The following is a 16,516-nucleotide window of genomic DNA, read 5'->3' on the forward strand; positions in this document are numbered from 1 at the left end:
CCGTCGGCCCCGCGGCCGGGAGCCTTCAGATCTCCAGCAGCACGGTGAACGGGCCGTCGTTCGTCAGCGACACCCTCATGTGCGCGCCGAAGCGGCCCGTCGCCACCGTCGCCCCCAGGGCGCGCAGCCGGGCCACGACCTCCTCGACCAGGGGTTCGGCGATGTCGCCGGGGGCCGCCGCGTTCCACGTGGGGCGGCGGCCCTTGCGGGCGTCGCCGTAAAGGGTGAACTGGCTGATCACCAGGAGCGGGGCCGCGATGTCGCTGCACGACTTCTCGTCGTGCAGCATGCGGATCGTCCACAGCTTGCGGGCGAGCTGGGCCGCCTTCTCCTTGGTGTCCTCGTGGGTGACTCCGACCAGGACGCACAGGCCCTCGCCCTCGATCGCGCCCACCGTCTCGCCGTCCACGACGACGCTCGCGCCGTCCACTCTCTGCACCACCGCACGCATGCGGACCATCATGCCCGGTGCCCCGCACCGCCCCGCAGCAGGTCCACTATGGATCTGTTGTCTCCGATCTACGGCCGTTCGGGGGCACTCGGTCACATTGCGGCCGGTTGGGGTGGCACGATGCTTGCACACGCCGGTCGAGGGGACGGTCACCAGCAGATGAGCACACCGAGTACCAGCGGGCGGGTGGGGACCCAGGGGACGTACCGGCCGCCCGCCCAGCGCGCCGACGACTTCCCGGACCCGGCGCCGCCCGCCGAACCTATCGAGCCCACCGAGCCCGCCGAGCACGAACTGGGCCGGATGAGCCTGCCCGAGCTGCGCGTGCTGCGCCGCGACGCCCAGCGGGACGAGGCGGACCTCAGCTATGTGCGGCGGCTGCTCCAGGGGCGGATCGACATCCTGCGCGCGGAGCTGGGCCGGCGCGGCCGGGCGTCCGTGCCGGCGCCGGCGGACGGCTCCGTCGTCGACCTGCTCCCGGAGATCCTGAAGGACCCGCCGGCCCGGCAGCGTTCCTCGGCCCGCCACGTCACGCTCGGCACCCCGCACAACGAGGAGTACCGGCGGCTGGCCGCCGAGATGCTCGGCGAGGTGGAGCTGTCCGACCTCTCGGCCCGTACGGACCTGGAACTGAACGCCGCCATGGGCCGGCTGGTGCGCTACGAGCAGCAGGTCTCGCGCTGCCGCCAGCGCCTGCAGCGGACGGCCGACGACTGCAGCGGGGAGATCGCGCGCCGGTACCGGGAGGGCGAGGCGCAGGTGGACGACCTGCTGACGTGACGCAGGGGGGCGACCTGCTGACGTGACGCAGGGGGGCGACCTGCTGACGTGACGCAGGGGGGCGACCTGCTGACGTGACGCGTGGGGGCGCGGGCCCGGGCACGCGAAAGAGCGCCGCCTCTTCGGAGGCGGCGCCTGGTGGTTCCCTTCCGCGTGCTGTGCATCCGTAGCGTGCTTGCTTCGCTGCTGTTCAGTTGTGGCTGTGCCATGTCCGTATTCAGATGTCGCTGTTCAGTTGTGACTGTGCGCTCCGGTGGCCGCCCCCTGTCCGGGCTCCCGGCTCCCCTCCGGAAGGGAACCCGTTCGGCCAACCACTGGGAAGCTCGACCATGTCGGCCAAGTTGGCTGCCAACTTCACTGTACTTATCTCCGTCGGGATGCGGCTTATAACCAGCTGCCGAGTAACTGCCCGAAGTTGGCGGGAAGTTGTAGGGTTTGTTCGTGGACCCGGAGCACGCCTCCGCCAGTGGGCGGACGAAGCCCCAGCGGCACCGTTCGTCCCACCGCGAGATCGCCGACGTACTGCGCAGCCGGATCAGGTCCGGTGTGCTGCGCTCGGGCGAGCGCATGCCCACCCAGGCCCAGCTGGCCCGCGAGTTCGGGGTCGAACGCGGCGCGGTGCGGCAGGCCTTGCGCATCCTGCAGTCGGAGCACCTGCTCACCGACGTTTCCAAGGGCAGCCCCGCCACCGTGGCCGCCGTACCGGGGTCCGCGCGTCCCCCGGCCGGGCCCGCGGCGCCGCCGCAGCCCACCATGGTGGGCCTCGCCCCGCGCGTCGCCGCCGCCTTCGCCGCCCCGCACGTGCGCGTCGACGCGCTCTGCCTGACCTCCGTCTCGCTCACCCTGGCGGTCGGCGAGCCGCTGCGGCAGATCCACGCGGGCCGGCTGGAACCGGCCAAGATCGACGTCCGGCTGCTGTTGCCCAGCCGGGACATCGACCTCGCCTTCCCGACCCCGGTGGACGCCGACGACGGCGGTCTGCTGCACCGGCGCTGGCTGGCCCAGCGCAACGCCCAGGGCCTGGTGCTCCAGCAGAACCTGCTGGCGCTGCGCACCACGCACGGCATCGACGTGCGGGTCTCCTTCCGGGCGCTGCCCTTCACCCCGCCGGTGAAGCTGTACCTGCTCAACGGCTCCGAGGCGCTGTTCGCGTACTACACGCTGGGCCGCCGTGAGCGGGAGATCGGGCACGAGCACATGGAGCTGTACGACGCCGACGGCACCCGGTCGATGCTGTTCGCCTTCGACGGGCGGGCCGGGCGGCGGGACGCGGCGTTCGTGGAGCAGTCCCGCCTGTGGTTCGACGCGCTGTGGGGGACGATCAGTTCGGACCTGGTGCTGACGCCCTAGACAGCGTGGCGTGGGGACCCATCGACCAACTCCCTTGAGTTGTCCACACTTGGTTCACACGTACAAACAACTTCTCGACAACTCCCCGTAGATGGATCACGGTTGTAGCGTTTGGTCGTGACCCAGGAGAACGTGGCGGAGCCCGTGGCCGTGAACGGCAGCGGACGGCTCACGCCCCAGCAGATCGCCGACACCCTGCGCCACCGCATCCGGACCGGTGTCCTGCGCGTCGGCGCGCGGCTGCCCACCCAGGCCGAGCTGGCCGAGGAGTTCGGCGTGGAGCGGGGCGCCGTGCGCCAGGCCCTGCGGGCGCTCCAGGAGGACGGTCTGCTCAGCAACGTCAGCAAGGGCAGCCCGCCCCGGGTCGCCGAGCCGACCCCCGCGCGCGGGGAGCCGCAGCCCACCATGGTGGCCCTCGCCCCCCGGCTGACCCGGGCCTTCGCCGTGCCGCACGTGCGCATCGACGCCGTCTGCCTGACCGCGCAGAGCCTGATCCCGGCGCTCGGTGAGCCGCTGCGCCTGATCCACGACGGCCGGCTGCGGCCCGAGCGGATCGACGTCCGGATCCTGCTGCCGTCCCGGGACATCCACCTCGCCTTCCCGGTCTCGGTGGACGCGGGCAGCGACGACGACGCCGTTCACCAGCGCTGGCTGGCGATGCGCAACGCCCAGGGGCAGGTGCTCCAGTACAACCTCCAGGCGCTGCGCGGCACCCACGACATCGACGTCCACGTCACCTTCAGGGCTCTGCCGTTCACCCCTCCGGCCAAGCTGTACCTGCTCAACGGCGCGGAGGCGCTGTACGCGTACTACATGGTCACGCGTCGCGCGGAGCCCACCGAGAGCGGGACGCTGGAGATGTACGACACGCTCGGCTCCGAGTCCCTGCTCTTCTCCTTCGAGAAGCGGGCCGGGCAGCGGGACGCGGCGTTCGTGGAGCAGTCGCAGATGTGGTTCGACGCCCTCTGGGAAACCATCACGACGGACCTGACACTCTCCTAGTGACTTCTGATGCGACTTCTGACGCGATTCCGGATGCGTTTCCTGATGCGGACGAGAACGAGAAGCTTCGGGAACTGATCACATCCGCCCGGTTCGTGCTGTGGGACTTCGACGGGCCGATCTGCCGGCTGTTCGCCCGGCACCGGGCCGAGCGGGTGGCCGCCGACCTGGTGGCCTGGCTGGAACGGCAGGGCCTGCACGGGCTGCTCACCGACACCGAACGCGAGACGCTCGACCCGCAGGTCGTCCTGCGCGCCGTGGGCCGTCGGCGGCCGGGCAGCGACCTCGTCGCCGGCCTGGAGGAACGGCTCACCCAGGAGGAGCTGCGGGCCGCCGCCTCCGCGCTGCCCACCGCCTACGCCGACCCGGTCATCCGCACCTGGACCGCCCTCGGCGCCCGCCTGGCCGTCACCACCAACAACTCGCCCCGCGCCGCCCGCAGCTACCTCGAATCCCGTGACATCGCCGGCTGCTTCGCCCCCCACCTGTACGGCCGTACCGAGCAGCTGCACCACCTCAAGCCGCACCCGCACTGCCTCAACCGGGCCCTGAGCGCCATGGGCGCCGCCCCCGCCGCCGCACTGATGATCGGCGACTCCCTCGCGGACCTGACGGCGGCCCGGGAGGCCGGGGTGCCCTTCCTGGGCTTCGCGCGGGGCGAGGGCAGGGAGAAACACCTGCGCGCGGCCGGCGCCGAACTCGTCGTACGGTCCCTGGAGCCGCTGTTGCGGCTGCTCCGGAGGGGGCGTCCGGTCGGCTAGCATTCCGCTCGTCCGAGTCACCGCTCGGACGCACGCGGGCCTCTGTGACGCGTGCGCGTCCCCGTGCGCGGGGAGCGGCGACGAGCCGTGCCCCGGCGCCCGCCCGGCACAGACGAGTGGCGGACCACCCGCGCGGCTGCTCGACTGGCCTCCCGACCGTCCTTTTCGCGCGATCGACCCCGGAGCGGCCAGTGGGCGCACCGCCTGTTCCCCGTGCCGCCCGGACGGACGCCGTCGTCCGGGAGTTCGTGGCCCGCGCCGTCGCCGCGGGCCGGGCGAACGGGGGTTCCCGCCGGCGCGACCCCGTCGTGCCGCTCACCGAACCGCTGGCCGGGCTGCTGGGCCGGGAGCCCGGCACCCTGGTCACCGTGCGGGTGGCCCGCCCGGACGCGGTGTCGGTGGCGATCCGGACCTGGTCCGGCGAGCCGGAGATCCTGCGGGCGGTGCGCAGGGTGCTGCCGCAGGTGCCGGAGTGCCTGGCCGAGGGCCCGGGGTACGCCGTCCACAGCCATGTGGACGGCGCCGTCCTCGCCGACGTCTGCGGTCCCGGCAAACCGGTCGACGGGCCCCTGCTGAAGGACCTGGCGGAGCTGCTCGCCGCCATCGCCCAGGTGCGCGGCGGCGCCCTGCCGCCCCTGCCCGCGCACCGGCCCCGCAACCACACCGACTCCCAGGGCTTCCTGCGCACCCTGGCCCACCTCGCCGACCAGCGGCTCCGGCGGCCCGGCCCGCTCCGCTACGGCGGCCTGTTCACCGCCCTCGGCGTACCCGAGGACGCCCTGGTGCGGTTCGCCGACCGGGTCCCGGCGATGACCCGGCGGCCGTACGGGCTGCTCCACGGCGACCTGCACCGCGGCAACCTGGTCCTGCCGGCCGTCGGCACCGCTCCGCCGCACTGCGTCGGCTGGGAACTGGCCGGGTACGGCGACCCGTTGTACGACCTCGCCGTCCACCTGGTGCGCATGCGCTACCCCGAACACCAGCGGCGCGAGGTCGTCGAGGCGTGGGCCACGGCCGTCCAGCGCCTACGGCCCGCCACCTGCGCCGGCCTGCACCGCGACCTCCGGCACTACCTCGCCTTCGCCCACGCCCACGCGTTGTACACGGACGTGATCCGGGCGGCGCGGTCGCTGGAGAGGTGTTTCGGGCGGGGGCGCCTGGAGGGGGCCGAGAGGCGGGAGGGGCTTGTGGGGGCCACGGCCGTCGTCCGTGACGCCCTGCGTGCCGCCGCCGGGCCGCTGCGGCTGGGCCGGGTGCCCGAGGCGGACGAGATCGAGCGGATCCTGTTCCGGCGCGGGGCGTCGGGCAGCCCGCGCAAACGGGTCATCGGCTGGCGGCCGGACCGGCGCGTCCCCGAGCACCCCGACTTCCCCCGCTCCGCCGTCGCCGACGCGCTGTTCCTGGAGGGCGCCGCGCCGGCCGGCCGGGTGTTCAAGGGGGCGGCGCACCTGAACACGGTGCTGCGGGTGCCCGGCACCGCGTTCCCGGTCGTGGTCCGCCGCGAGACGGCCGTGGTCCTGCGGCGCGAGACCGGCTTCCTCAGCGAGCACGCCGTACTGCGGGCGATCGAGCGGTCGGGGGTGCCGGTGGCCGCGCCCCGGGTGCTGGCGCTGGGGGAGAGCCACGCGGCCGACCCCGGCCTGCGCCGCCGCGGGGACCGCTTCGCCGTCCACACCTACGAGGGCGCCGCCGACCTCGGCCGCCGCCCCGAGCACCCGGTCGACGGGCTCCGGCCGCACGAGGCCGACTGCCTGGTCGACCAGTTGGCCGCGCTGACCCTGGTCGACCACGCCCCGCTCGACCCGCTCGGCGGACCGCCCGGCTTCTACGACTGGCTGAGCGACCAGCTGGTGGCGCTGGTCGCCGGCCTGCCCAAGGAGTCCCAGCAGCTGGCCCGGCTCTTCGGGCTGCCCGACGCGCCCCGGCTGCGCGAGATCCTCGCCCGGCACCGGGTCACCCGCCGCGACCCCGCCCTGCTGCACGGCGACCTCAACCCGTGGAACCTGGTGCGCCGCGACGACGGCCCGCCGCTCACGCTGATCGACTGGGAGATGGCGCTGGTCGGCGACCCGCTGTACGACCTGGTCCGGCACATGCACCTCACCCCGACCCGCCCGGAGATCCGGGACCGCATGTTCCGCCGCTGGGAGACCCGGCTGGCCCCGCGCTTCACCGAGGGCTGGCAGCGGGACTGGCGGGTCTACCGCTGGACCGAACTGGTCCGCTCCGCCTACGTCGACCTCGACCGCCTGGTCACCGGCGCCGCCCTGGACGCGCCCAACGTGCGGCGCGCGGTGGAGTCGTACGCGATGACCCTGGCCGCGGCGACCGCCTCCCTGGGCCTGTCGGCCCGCCGCCACGCCGGCCCGCACCCGCACCGGGTCCCGGCCTGGCCGCCGGTGCGGGGCGGGCGCGGGGGAGGGGCTGCGTAGGCTCGTCCCATGGGTGAGATGGGGCTGCGGGAGCGGAAGAAGCAGCGGATGTACCAGGACGTGTCGGACATCGCCGTGCGGCTGTTCCTGGAGCGCGGCTTCGACGCGGTGTCCGTGGCGGAGGTCGCCGCCGCGGCCGGGATCTCCAAGCCGACCCTCTTCCGGTACTTCCCGGCCAAGGAGGACCTGGTCCTGCACCGGATCGCGGACCACGAGGCGGAGGCCGCCCGGGTGGTGGCCGGGACGGCCGACCCGGTGGACGCGCTGCGCCGGAACTTCCTCGCCGGCCTGGACCGGCGCGACCCGGTCACCGGCCTGAACGACCACCCCGAGGTGCTCTCCTTCCACCGGCTGCTCTACGGCACCCCGTCCCTGGTGGCGCGCGCGTACGCCCACGTCGAGCGGTCGGAGGCGGCGCTCGCCGAGGCGCTCGGCGGCGGGCTCGACGCGCGGCTGGCCGCCGGGCAGATCATCGCCGTCCAGCGGATCCTCGCCCAGGACAACTGGCGGCGGATCGCGGCGGGCGAGCCCCTGGAGGCCGTTGCGCCGGACGCGGTAGGGGCGGCAGAGCGGGCGTTCCGGCGGCTGGCCGAGGGGCTGCCGGAGCTCCGCCGCACGTCATGAGACTCGGTTAAAAATGTAACTCGGTAACGTTACGACGGTAGGCTGACGCCATGACGTCACCCGACTCCGCCCTCAGGGACGCCCTCCACGCCGAGCGCGCCTACCACGACACCTGCCGTACGGCCCTCACCGCCATGGTCGAGGGCGCCGCCGAACAGGTCGTCATCGGCGAGGACGTCTCCGCCTCCGGAGCCGACGCCGAAGTCCTCGGCTACCGGCTGCGCAGCCACGCCAAGGCCCTGCGCGAACTCCCGCCCGGCCCGCTGTTCTTCGGCCGGCTCGACTTCACCGCCGGTGCCCCCGGACACGGCGGCCAGAGCTACCACGTCGGCCGCGTACGGATCACCGACGACCCCGCCGCCCCACCGCTCGTCGTGGACTGGCGGGCCCCCGTCTCCCGCGCCTTCTACCAGGCGAGCGCCCGCGACCCGCAGGGCGTGGCGGTCCGGCGCCGGTTCGGCTGGGCGCCCGGCGGCCGGGGCGACTCCGCCGGCCTCACCGGCCTGGAGGACGAGTACCTGACCCGGGGCGAGTCCCGGACCAGCGACATCGTGGCCCGCGAGATCGAGCGGCCCCGCGTCGGCCCCATGCGGGACATCGCCGCCACCATCCAGCCCGAGCAGGACGACCTCGTACGTGCCGCCCTCACCGACTCCGTGTGCGTGCAGGGCGCCCCCGGCACCGGCAAGACCGCCGTCGGCCTGCACCGGGCCGCCTACCTGCTCTACACCCACCCCAAACGGCTCCAGCGCTCCGGCCTGCTGATCCTCGGCCCGAACCGCACCTTCCTCTCCTACATCGCCGAGGTGCTGCCCTCCCTCGGCGAGACGGGCGTCCGCCAGACCACGCTGCTGGACGAGATCGCCCGCCACCCGGCCACCGGCACCGACCCGGTGGGCACCGCCGTGGTCAAACACGACCCGCGCATGGCGGAGGTGCTGCGCCGGGCGCTGTACGCGCGCGTGCGCACCGACGGCGTGACCGACCTCGCCGTACCCGACGGCTCCTACCGCTGGCGGGTGCCGGCCCGCGAACTCGCCGGGATCGTCGCGGAGGTACGCGCCGAGGAGCCGCCGTACGCCGTCGGCCGGGAGCGGGTGCGCACCCGGGTGGTACGGCGGCTGCGGGACCTCGCCGAGCGGCGCTCCGGGGTACTGCCCGCGTCCTGGGTGCGCCGCGTCGAGCGCTGCCGCCCGCTGACCGAGCAGCTCGACGCGGTGTGGCCGAGGGTACGGCCCGAGGAGGTGCTCGCCGAACTCCTCACCGACACGGAGGCGTTGGCCCGCTCGGCCGACGGCCTGCTGGACCCCGGCGAGCAGGCGGCGCTGCGGTGGCCGCGCCCGCCGCGCTCGTACAAGTCGGCCCGCTGGTCACCCGCCGACCTGGTCCTGCTGGACGAACTCGCCGGACTGGTCGAACACCCCGCGGGCTACGGCCACCTCGTCGTGGACGAGGCGCAGGACCTCTCGCCGATGGAGTGCAGGGCCATCGCCCGCCGGGCCGAGTTCGGCTCGCTGACCGTCCTCGGCGACCTGGCCCAGGGCACCACGCCGTGGGCCGCCCGCGACTGGTCCGTGCAGTTGCGCCACCTCGGCCGGCCGGACGCGGCCGTGGTGCCGCTGACCACCGGGTTCCGGGTGCCGGCGGCCGTCCTGCGGCTCGCCAACCGGCTCCTCGCCCGCCTCGACGTCGCCGTACCCGCCGCCACCTCCCTGCGCACCGACGGCGAGCTGACCCTCCGGCCCACCGACGACCTGCTCGGCACCACCGTCACCGCCGTCCGCGACGCCCTCGCCCGGGAGGGCTCCGTCGGCGTGATCACGGCCGACGCGGACACCGACCGGGTCCGGGCGGTCCTCACCGCCGCCGGCCTCCCCCCGTCCGGCCCCCGCCTGACCCTCGTCCCCGCGAGCCTGGCCAAGGGCCTGGAATACGACCACGTCATCACCGTCGAACCGGCGGCCGTGGCCGAAGCGGAACCCCGCGGCGCCCACCGCCTGTACGTCGTGCTGACCCGCGCGGTGTCCCGCCTGGACGTGGTCCACACCCGCCCGTTGCCGTTCTGACGTGCTGGAGGGGCGTGCGACCACGGGGCACCGGTACCGACCCCGCCGAACCGACCTTGCCCCCCCGCCGGAAGCGTCACCCGCCGACGTACTCCGCGAGGTGTTCGCCCGTGATCGTCGACCGGGCCGCGGCCAGTTCGGCGGGCGTTCCCTCGAAGACCACGCGGCCGCCGTCGTGGCCGGCGCCCGGACCGAGGTCGATGATCCAGTCGGCGTGCGCCATGACCGCCTGGTGGTGCTCGACCACGATCACCGACTTGCCGGCGTCGACCAGCCGGTCCAGCAGGCCCAGCAACTGCTCGACGTCGGCGAGGTGGAGACCGTTGGTCGGCTCGTCCAGGACGTAGACCCCGCCCTTGTCGGCCATGTGCGTGGCCAGCTTCAGCCGCTGCCGTTCGCCGCCGGACAGCGTGGTGAGCGGCTGGCCCAGGGTGAGGTACCCGAGCCCCACGTCGGCCATGTTCCGCAGGATCCGGTGGGCGGCCGGCGTACGGGCCTCCCCGTCGCCGAAGAACTCCTCGGCCTGCGCCACCGGCATCGCCAGCACCTCGCTGATGTCCCGCCCGCCGAGCCGGTACTCCAGCACCGAGGAGTCGAACCGCCTGCCCTCGCACTCCTCGCAGGTCGTGGCGACCCCGGCCATCATCGCCAGGTCGGTGTAGACGACCCCGGCGCCGTTGCAGGTCGGGCAGGCGCCCTCGGAGTTGGCGCTGAACAGCGCCGGCTTCACGCCGTTGGCCTTGGCGAACGCCTTGCGGATCGGGTCGAGCAGCCCGGTGTACGTCGCCGGGTTGCTGCGCCGCGAGCCGCGGATCGGCGCCTGGTCGACCGAGACCACACCCTCGCCGGCCGGGATCGACCCGTGCACCAGCGAACTCTTGCCGGAGCCGGCGACCCCGGTGACGACCACCAGCACACCGAGCGGGATGTCGACGTCGACGCCCTGGAGGTTGTGCGCCCGCGCGTCCCGGATCTCCAGCGCGCCGGTGGGCTTGCGGACCGTCTCCTTCAGCACCGCCCGGTCGTCCAGGTGCCGCCCGGTGAGCGTGCCCCCCGCCCGCAGCCCCTCCACGGTGCCCTCGAAGCAGACGGTGCCGCCCGCCGTACCGGCGCCCGGGCCGAGGTCCACCACGTGGTCGGCGATCGCGATGACCTCCGGCTTGTGCTCCACGACCAGCACCGTGTTGCCCTTGTCCCGCAGCCGCAGCAGCAGGCCGTTCATCCGCTGGATGTCGTGCGGGTGCAGGCCGGCGGTCGGCTCGTCGAAGACGTACGTGACGTCGGTGAGCGAGGAACCGAGGTGGCGGATCATCTTGACGCGCTGCGCCTCACCGCCCGACAGCGTGCCCGCGGGCCGGTCCAGCGAGAGGTAGCCGAGGCCGATCTCCACGAACGAGTCGAGGCTCTGCCGCAGCGCGGTGAGCAGCGGCGCCACCGACGGCTCGTCGAGGGCGCGTACCCAGTCGGCCAGGTCCCTGATCTCCATCCGGCAGGCGTCCGCGATGGAGAGGTCCCCGATCTTCGAGGTGCGGGCGTGCTCGGCGAGCCGGGTGCCGTCGCAGTCGGGGCAGACGGCGAAGGTGACCGCACGCTCCACGAACGCCCGGACGTGGGGCTGCATCGCCTCCTTGTCCTTGGACAGCATCGACTTCTGGATGCGCGGGACCAGACCCTCGTAGGTCATGTTGATGCCCGCGATCTTCATCCGGGTCGGCTCGCGGTGCAGGAGGTCGTGCAGTTCCCTCTTCGTGAACGAGCGGATCGGCTTGTCCGGGTCGAAGAAGCCGGACTCCGCGTACAGCCGGGAGTTCCAGCCGCCGCCGGTGTAGCCGGGGATGGTGAAGGCGCCCTCGTTGATCGACTTGCTGTCGTCGTAGAGCTGGGCGAGGTCGAGGTCGGAGACCGAACCGCGGCCCTCGCAGCGCGGGCACATGCCGCCGACCCTGTTGAAGGTGACCTTCTCCGCCTTCTTGGTGCCACGCTCCACCTTGATCGCACCGGACGCCGAGACCGAGGGCACGTTGAAGGCGAACGCCCCGGGCGGCCCGACGTAGGGCCTGCCGAGCCGGCTGAACAGGATCCGCAGCATCGCGTTGGCGTCGGTGGCGGTCCCGACCGTGGAGCGCGGGTCGGCGCCCATCCGCTGCTGGTCGACGCTGATCACGGTGGTCAGACCGTCGAGGACGTCGACCTCCGGCCGCGACAGGTTCGGCATGAAGCCCTGGACGAACGCGCTGTACGTCTCGTTGATCAGCCGCTGCGACTCGGCGGCGATCGTGTCGAACACCAGCGAGCTCTTGCCCGAGCCGGAGACCCCGGTGAACACCGTCAGCCGGCGCTTGGGGATCTCGACGCTGACGTCCCTGAGATTGTTCTCGCGGGCCCCGTGCACCCGGATCAGATCGTGACGGTCGGCGGCGTGCTGTGCGATGGCGTCGTCCATGCGAGCCACGGTAACGGCGCCCTCGACGCGCCCGCTTCTCCATTCCTGACGGCTCCCCCACGCCCCGGCACGCGCGGCGAGGCCGTGGGGTTGTGGACCCGACGGGCTGACATCCGGGGCGAGGGGAGAGGGCAACGCAGGGGGACGAGGGACGACGAGGCAGACCGCGCGGTCCTCAACCGGCTTCCGGCAGGCCGTACGAGAAGTCGTACACAGCCCAGTCGGCGAGTGTGCGATAGCCGAGGCGCTGGTAGAGGGCGTTGCTGGCGGGGTTGGACAGGTCCGCGAACAGGACGACGTCCCGCGCGCCCGCGGCCAGCGCGGCCCGGCTCACCTCCGCCGTCACGGCGCCCGCGTAGCCGCGACCGCGCAGATGGGCCGGGGTGTAGACGATGTCCACCTGGATCTGGCCGCCGATCAGCGGGTTCATGCCCGCGATGGAGACGGCGGCTCCGTCCGGGGTCTCCCAGAGCGTGTAGCGCTTGTCGGCGTAGCGGGTGCCGGCCCACGTGCCGGCGTCGATGGCGACGTCCTCCCCGACGGCCCTGGCGAACTCGCCGCACCAGAACACGGCTTGCTCCAGATCCTGCTCGCCCAGCACGCGGCTCCGGCCCGGCGGCATCGGCTCCGGCGGGGTGAGCGTGCCCAGGCGGTACAGGCGGAGCCGGGTGCCGCCGAGTTCGGCCGTCGCCCCGGTGTGCCGCTGCCAGGCCGCGGAGAACGCGGTGGCGGTGGCGTGGTCCGCGCTGACCCGGGGGAGCGGGTGCCCGAGGGCGGCCAGGCGGGCGGCGAGGGAGTCGGCCTGCGCGGGGGTGAGCGGGGAGAGGCCGATACCGCGCGCCGGGAGGCGGAAGAAGGTGCCGCGCACCTCACCCGCTCGCTCCAGCCAGCCGAAGACGGCGGCGCCGGCGCCGAACGCCTCGGCCCCCCGCACCCGTACCCTCTCGGCCCACGTCAGCTGCATGACATGCGGACCGGGCCGGGACCGCAGGAAGTCCCCGGCTCGGACGAGGAACTCGTCGACGTCTTCGGTGAGGTACCAGCCGCCCGATCGCATGCCTCATGATTCCCCACGCCCAGGAGGCGTCCGACGGTTTCCCGCCAGGGTGAGGAAACGGCACACCGCACCGCCCCCACCATCCGGATGCGTCAGATACCTGAGACCGACACCCCCGACACACTTGCAAGCGAGATGCTTGCAATTGTTAGCGAGGGTGGGGCATGGTGGAGGCATGGCATCGCTGAACGTCGGCAATCTCGGTGAGTACCTGCGCGAACAGCGGCGGAACGCCCAGCTGTCGCTGCGGCAGCTCGCCGACGCCGCCGGGGTGTCCAACCCGTACCTCAGCCAGATCGAGCGCGGGCTGCGCAAGCCCAGCGCGGAGGTGCTCCAGCAGGTCGCCAAGGCCCTGCGCATCTCCGCCGAGACGCTGTACGTCCGCGCCGGCATCCTCGACGCCGAGCGGGACCGGGACGACGTGGAGACCCGGGCGGTCATCCTCGCCGACCCGTCCCTGAACGAGCGGCAGAAGCAGGTGCTGCTCCAGATCTACGACTCCTTCCGCAAGGAGAACGGATTCCGGGGCGGCGCCGAGGACGGGGACGGGACCGCGGACCAGGGGCCCGGCGACGGCGGTTTCGCGGCCGGCGCGGGCGATGCCGCAGGAAGTGACACGGACGCCGGTCCGCGGCGGACGGCCGGATAAGCCGGACCAGGGCTCCGGACGCCCGCCGCGGACCACACAACCCAGCCGAACGCGAATCCGATCCGGGAAGGACCCTCACCATGGCCATCACCGACGACCTGCGCAAGACCCTCAGCGACCCGACTCCGCTCTACTTCGCCGCCGGTACCGCCAACCTGGCGCTTCAGCAGGCCAAGAAGGTGCCGGGCCTGGTCGAGCAGCTGCGCGCCGAGGCGCCGGCCCGTATCGAGGCGGTGCGCAACACCGACCCCAAGGCCGTGCAGGAGAGGGCCACCGCCCGCGCCAAGGAGGCGCAGGAGACCCTCCAGGCCAAGGTCACCGGGTTCATCGGCACCCTCGACGTCGACCTGAAGAAGCTCGGCGAGACCGCCCAGGACCTCGCCCTGCGCGGTGTCGGCGTCGCCGCCGAGTACGCCGTGAAGGCGCGCGAGACCTACGAGCGGGTCGCCGAGAACGGCGAGCAGGCCGTGAAGACCTGGCGCGGCGAGGCCGCCGAGGAGATCGAGGAACTCGCGATCGCCGTCGAGGGCAAGCCCGAGCCCGTCCAGGTCAAGGACGACGAGCCGAAGCCGGCCGAGGCCGACGCCGGGCCCGCCGCGGACAGGAAGCCCGCGGCGAAGAAGGCGCCGGCCCCGCGCAAGACCACCCCCGCGAAGAAGATCGTCCCGCCGGCCCAGTGACCATGGCCGACGATACGAGTACGGGCCGGGCACCTTTGGGGTGTCCGGCCCGTTCTATGGGTACGGTGGCGGCGTAGCAGGACCGGCAATCAACGGGCGGTGGCAGCATGCTGATGTTGGGCTTCGCGGGATTCTTGGGCATCCTGAAGATCGTTCTGATGGCCCTGGCCGCGTTCGGGCTGTTCGACGCCGCGTTCCGGCGTGAGGACGCCTTCCGCGCGGCCGACAAGCAGAACAAGGTCTTCTGGCTGATCATCCTCGGCATCGCGCTCGTGGTCAGCTACCTGTTCTCGCTCCTGTCGATCCTCCCCATCGCCGGTGCGGTCGCGAGCATCGTCTACATCGTCGACGTCCGCCCCGCCCTCCAGCAGCTGCGCGGCGGCCGCGGCTGGGGCCGCCGTCGGGGCAGCAGCAGCGACGGCCCGTACGGCCCGTACAACGGGGGTCGCTAGCGGGATCCCGCCGGGGGCGCCGGCCGGTGGGTGGCATGGGGTGCGTGCCGGTGCGTGCTGGTGCGTGCCGGGGGGCTCGTTCGCGTAGATCCCGCGGCGAGACCACGCTCACGCCGTCCGGCCCCGGCGGCACTACCGCGTCCTCGGTCCGCTCACGCCGTCCGGCCCGGCGGCACTACCGCGTCGTCGTCGGTCCGCTCACGCCGTCCGGTCCAGCAGTACCACCGCGACGTCGTCGGTCAGCTCGCCGCCGTTGAGGTCGCGGACCTCGCTCACCGCGGCCCGCAGCAGGTCCTCGCCCCGCAGCCCCTCGGAGAGCTGCCGGCGGATCATCTGCAGCATGCCGTCCTGACCGAGCCGCTCGCCGCCCGCACCGACGCGGCCCTCGATCAGGCCGTCGGTGTACAGCATCAGGCTCCACTCGGCGCCCAGCTCCACCTGCATCCGCGGCCAGCGTGCGCCGGGCAGCAGGCCGAGCGCGGGGCCGTTGTTCTCGTACGGCAGCAGCCGCGCCGGGCGGCCCGGGCGGGCGATCAGCGGGGCGGGGTGGCCGGCCAGGCACAGGCCCGCCCGGCGGCCGTCGGGGGCGATGTCCACCGTGCACAGCGTCGCGAAGATCTCCTCGTCGGCGCGCTCGTGCTCCAGCACCTGCTGCAACGTGTTCAGCAGCTCGTCCCCGCACAGCCCGGCCAGGGTCAGCGCCCGCCAGGCGATGCGCAGCTCCACGCCGAGCGCGGCCTCGTCCGGGCCGTGCCCGCAGACGTCGCCGATCATGGCGTGCACGGTGCCGTCGGGGGTGCGTACGGCGTCGTAGAAGTCACCGCCGAGCAGCGCACGGGAGCGGCCGGGGCGGTAGCGGGCGGCGAAGCGCAGCGCGGAGCCCTCCAGCAGCGGAGTCGGCAGCAGGCCGCGCTCCAGGCGGCGGTTCTCCTGCGCGCGCAGCTTGCCCTCGGCGAGCCGGCGCTCGGCCGTGTCGGACCGCTTGCGCTCCACGGCGTACCGGATGGCACGGCTGAGCAGCCGGCCGTCCAGCTCGTCCCGGAAGAGGTAGTCCTGGGCGCCCACGCGCACGGCCTCGGCGCCGCGCTCGGCGTCGCCGGAGGCGGTCAGCGCGAGCACGGCGTGCCGGGGCGCGAGCTGGAGGACGTGCTTGAGCACGGCCAGCTCGTCGTCGGCGTCGCTGCCGCCCGGCGCCGGGAGCGCCAGGTCCAGCAGGATGCAGTGGACGTCGTCGGTGAGCAGCCGCCCGGCCTCGGTGAGGTTGCGGGCGGTACGGACGCGGATCGGCTTGCCGGCCGAGTCCAGCAGGTCGGGCACGATCGGCGAACCGGCCGGATCGTCCTCGATCAGCAGCAGGGTGAGAGTGGCGCCGGTGCCGTTCACGGGCGTGGCGTCGCGGTGGGCCTCTTCCTTGAGGGGGCCGCCGACTGTGCGGGCGGCCTGCGCCTGACCACTCTCCACGGCCGGGATCGCTCTCTGCCGCGGTACGGGTACGGGCATTGTCCTGGGTTCCTTCCCTCCCCCCGAGGGCACGGCGGCGTCGAGGGGTCTCGACCCACCGACCGGGACCATAGCGGGTGCTGCCACCCCGATGGAATGGTGTGAGCCGCGTCGCTCCGGGCTCCGGCGCCGCCATATGCCGCGTTTCGTATCGCAGTTGGACACGGTGATCGCCCGGACGGGATGACGAAGCTCACGTCCCGCGGTCGTTTGGGCGGGGGTTGACCGTGTGGTGGGTCACATGGCCGGCCCGGCCCCCTCCCGGCTCA

The 16,516-nt window shown here is 73.4% G+C and carries 14 protein-coding genes; 10 read left to right on the forward strand and 4 right to left on the reverse strand.

Features of this window, described 5'->3' with window-relative positions:
- Window positions 1-25: 25 nt before the first annotated feature.
- Entirely contained in the window at window positions 26-451 is a 426-nt protein-coding gene (gene dtd, locus ACZ3ZD_RS26575; RefSeq protein ID WP_467402113.1) for a D-aminoacyl-tRNA deacylase, read from the reverse strand.
- Between the two features lie 159 nt (window positions 452-610).
- Here dtd and ACZ3ZD_RS26580 point away from each other — a divergent pair, with 159 nt between their 5' ends.
- The 7 genes from ACZ3ZD_RS26580 (at window position 611) to ACZ3ZD_RS26610 (ending at window position 9,466) form a co-directional block, all read left to right on the forward strand.
- Entirely contained in the window at window positions 611-1,231 is a 621-nt protein-coding gene (locus ACZ3ZD_RS26580; RefSeq protein ID WP_467402116.1) for an RsiG family protein, read from the forward strand.
- 435 nt (window positions 1,232-1,666) lie between these two features.
- Window positions 1,667-2,581 (forward strand): winged helix-turn-helix domain-containing protein, encoded by a 915-nt coding sequence (locus tag ACZ3ZD_RS26585; RefSeq protein ID WP_467402119.1) that lies wholly within the window; start codon window positions 1,667-1,669, stop codon window positions 2,579-2,581.
- Window positions 2,582-2,692: 111 nt separating this feature from the next.
- Complete coding sequence (locus ACZ3ZD_RS26590) at window positions 2,693-3,583, forward strand: GntR family transcriptional regulator (RefSeq protein ID WP_467402122.1); 891 nt, start codon at window positions 2,693-2,695, stop codon at window positions 3,581-3,583.
- A complete protein-coding gene (locus ACZ3ZD_RS26595) occupies window positions 3,583-4,344 on the forward strand; it encodes an HAD family hydrolase (protein WP_467402124.1) in 762 nt (253 codons plus the stop codon). Before ACZ3ZD_RS26590 ends, ACZ3ZD_RS26595 begins: the two co-directional genes overlap by 1 nt.
- 191 nt (window positions 4,345-4,535) lie before the next feature.
- Window positions 4,536-6,776: a phosphotransferase gene (locus ACZ3ZD_RS26600; RefSeq protein WP_467402126.1), complete on the forward strand. Its 2,241-nt coding sequence runs from the start codon at window positions 4,536-4,538 to the stop codon at window positions 6,774-6,776.
- A gap of 9 nt (window positions 6,777-6,785) precedes the next feature.
- Complete coding sequence (locus ACZ3ZD_RS26605; RefSeq protein WP_467402129.1) at window positions 6,786-7,400, forward strand: TetR family transcriptional regulator; 615 nt, start codon at window positions 6,786-6,788, stop codon at window positions 7,398-7,400.
- A gap of 50 nt (window positions 7,401-7,450) precedes the next feature.
- Window positions 7,451-9,466 (forward strand): HelD family protein, encoded by a 2,016-nt coding sequence (locus tag ACZ3ZD_RS26610; protein WP_467402132.1) that lies wholly within the window; start codon window positions 7,451-7,453, stop codon window positions 9,464-9,466.
- A 76-nt stretch (window positions 9,467-9,542) separates the two neighbouring features.
- Here the strand turns inward: ACZ3ZD_RS26610 and ACZ3ZD_RS26615 are convergent, their stop codons facing one another.
- Both ACZ3ZD_RS26615 and ACZ3ZD_RS26620 read right to left on the reverse strand, forming a co-directional pair.
- Entirely contained in the window at window positions 9,543-11,909 is a 2,367-nt protein-coding gene (locus tag ACZ3ZD_RS26615; RefSeq protein WP_467402137.1) for an ATP-binding cassette domain-containing protein, read from the reverse strand.
- Between the two features lie 175 nt (window positions 11,910-12,084).
- Complete coding sequence (locus ACZ3ZD_RS26620; RefSeq protein WP_467402141.1) at window positions 12,085-12,966, reverse strand: GNAT family N-acetyltransferase; 882 nt, start codon at window positions 12,964-12,966, stop codon at window positions 12,085-12,087.
- A 175-nt stretch (window positions 12,967-13,141) separates the two neighbouring features.
- On the opposite strand from ACZ3ZD_RS26620, the gene ACZ3ZD_RS26625 reads away from it, so the two are divergent.
- From ACZ3ZD_RS26625 to ACZ3ZD_RS26635, 3 genes are all read left to right on the forward strand, one after another.
- Window positions 13,142-13,615, forward strand: coding sequence for a helix-turn-helix domain-containing protein (locus ACZ3ZD_RS26625; RefSeq protein WP_467402144.1), 474 nt, complete (start codon window positions 13,142-13,144; stop codon window positions 13,613-13,615).
- A gap of 80 nt (window positions 13,616-13,695) precedes the next feature.
- Complete coding sequence (locus ACZ3ZD_RS26630) at window positions 13,696-14,295, forward strand: hypothetical protein (protein WP_467402147.1); 600 nt, start codon at window positions 13,696-13,698, stop codon at window positions 14,293-14,295.
- Between the two features lie 107 nt (window positions 14,296-14,402).
- On the forward strand, window positions 14,403-14,747 hold the full coding sequence (locus tag ACZ3ZD_RS26635) for a DUF2516 family protein (protein WP_467402150.1): 345 nt from the start codon (window positions 14,403-14,405) through the stop codon (window positions 14,745-14,747).
- A gap of 198 nt (window positions 14,748-14,945) precedes the next feature.
- Here ACZ3ZD_RS26635 and ACZ3ZD_RS26640 read toward each other — a convergent pair whose 3' ends face one another.
- Window positions 14,946-16,247, reverse strand: a complete 1,302-nt coding sequence (locus tag ACZ3ZD_RS26640) for a PP2C family protein-serine/threonine phosphatase (RefSeq protein ID WP_467402152.1) — start codon at window positions 16,245-16,247, stop codon at window positions 14,946-14,948.
- Window positions 16,248-16,516 lie beyond the last annotated feature (269 nt).

Source organism: Streptomyces sp. NPDC023481 (genome assembly GCF_055560195.1).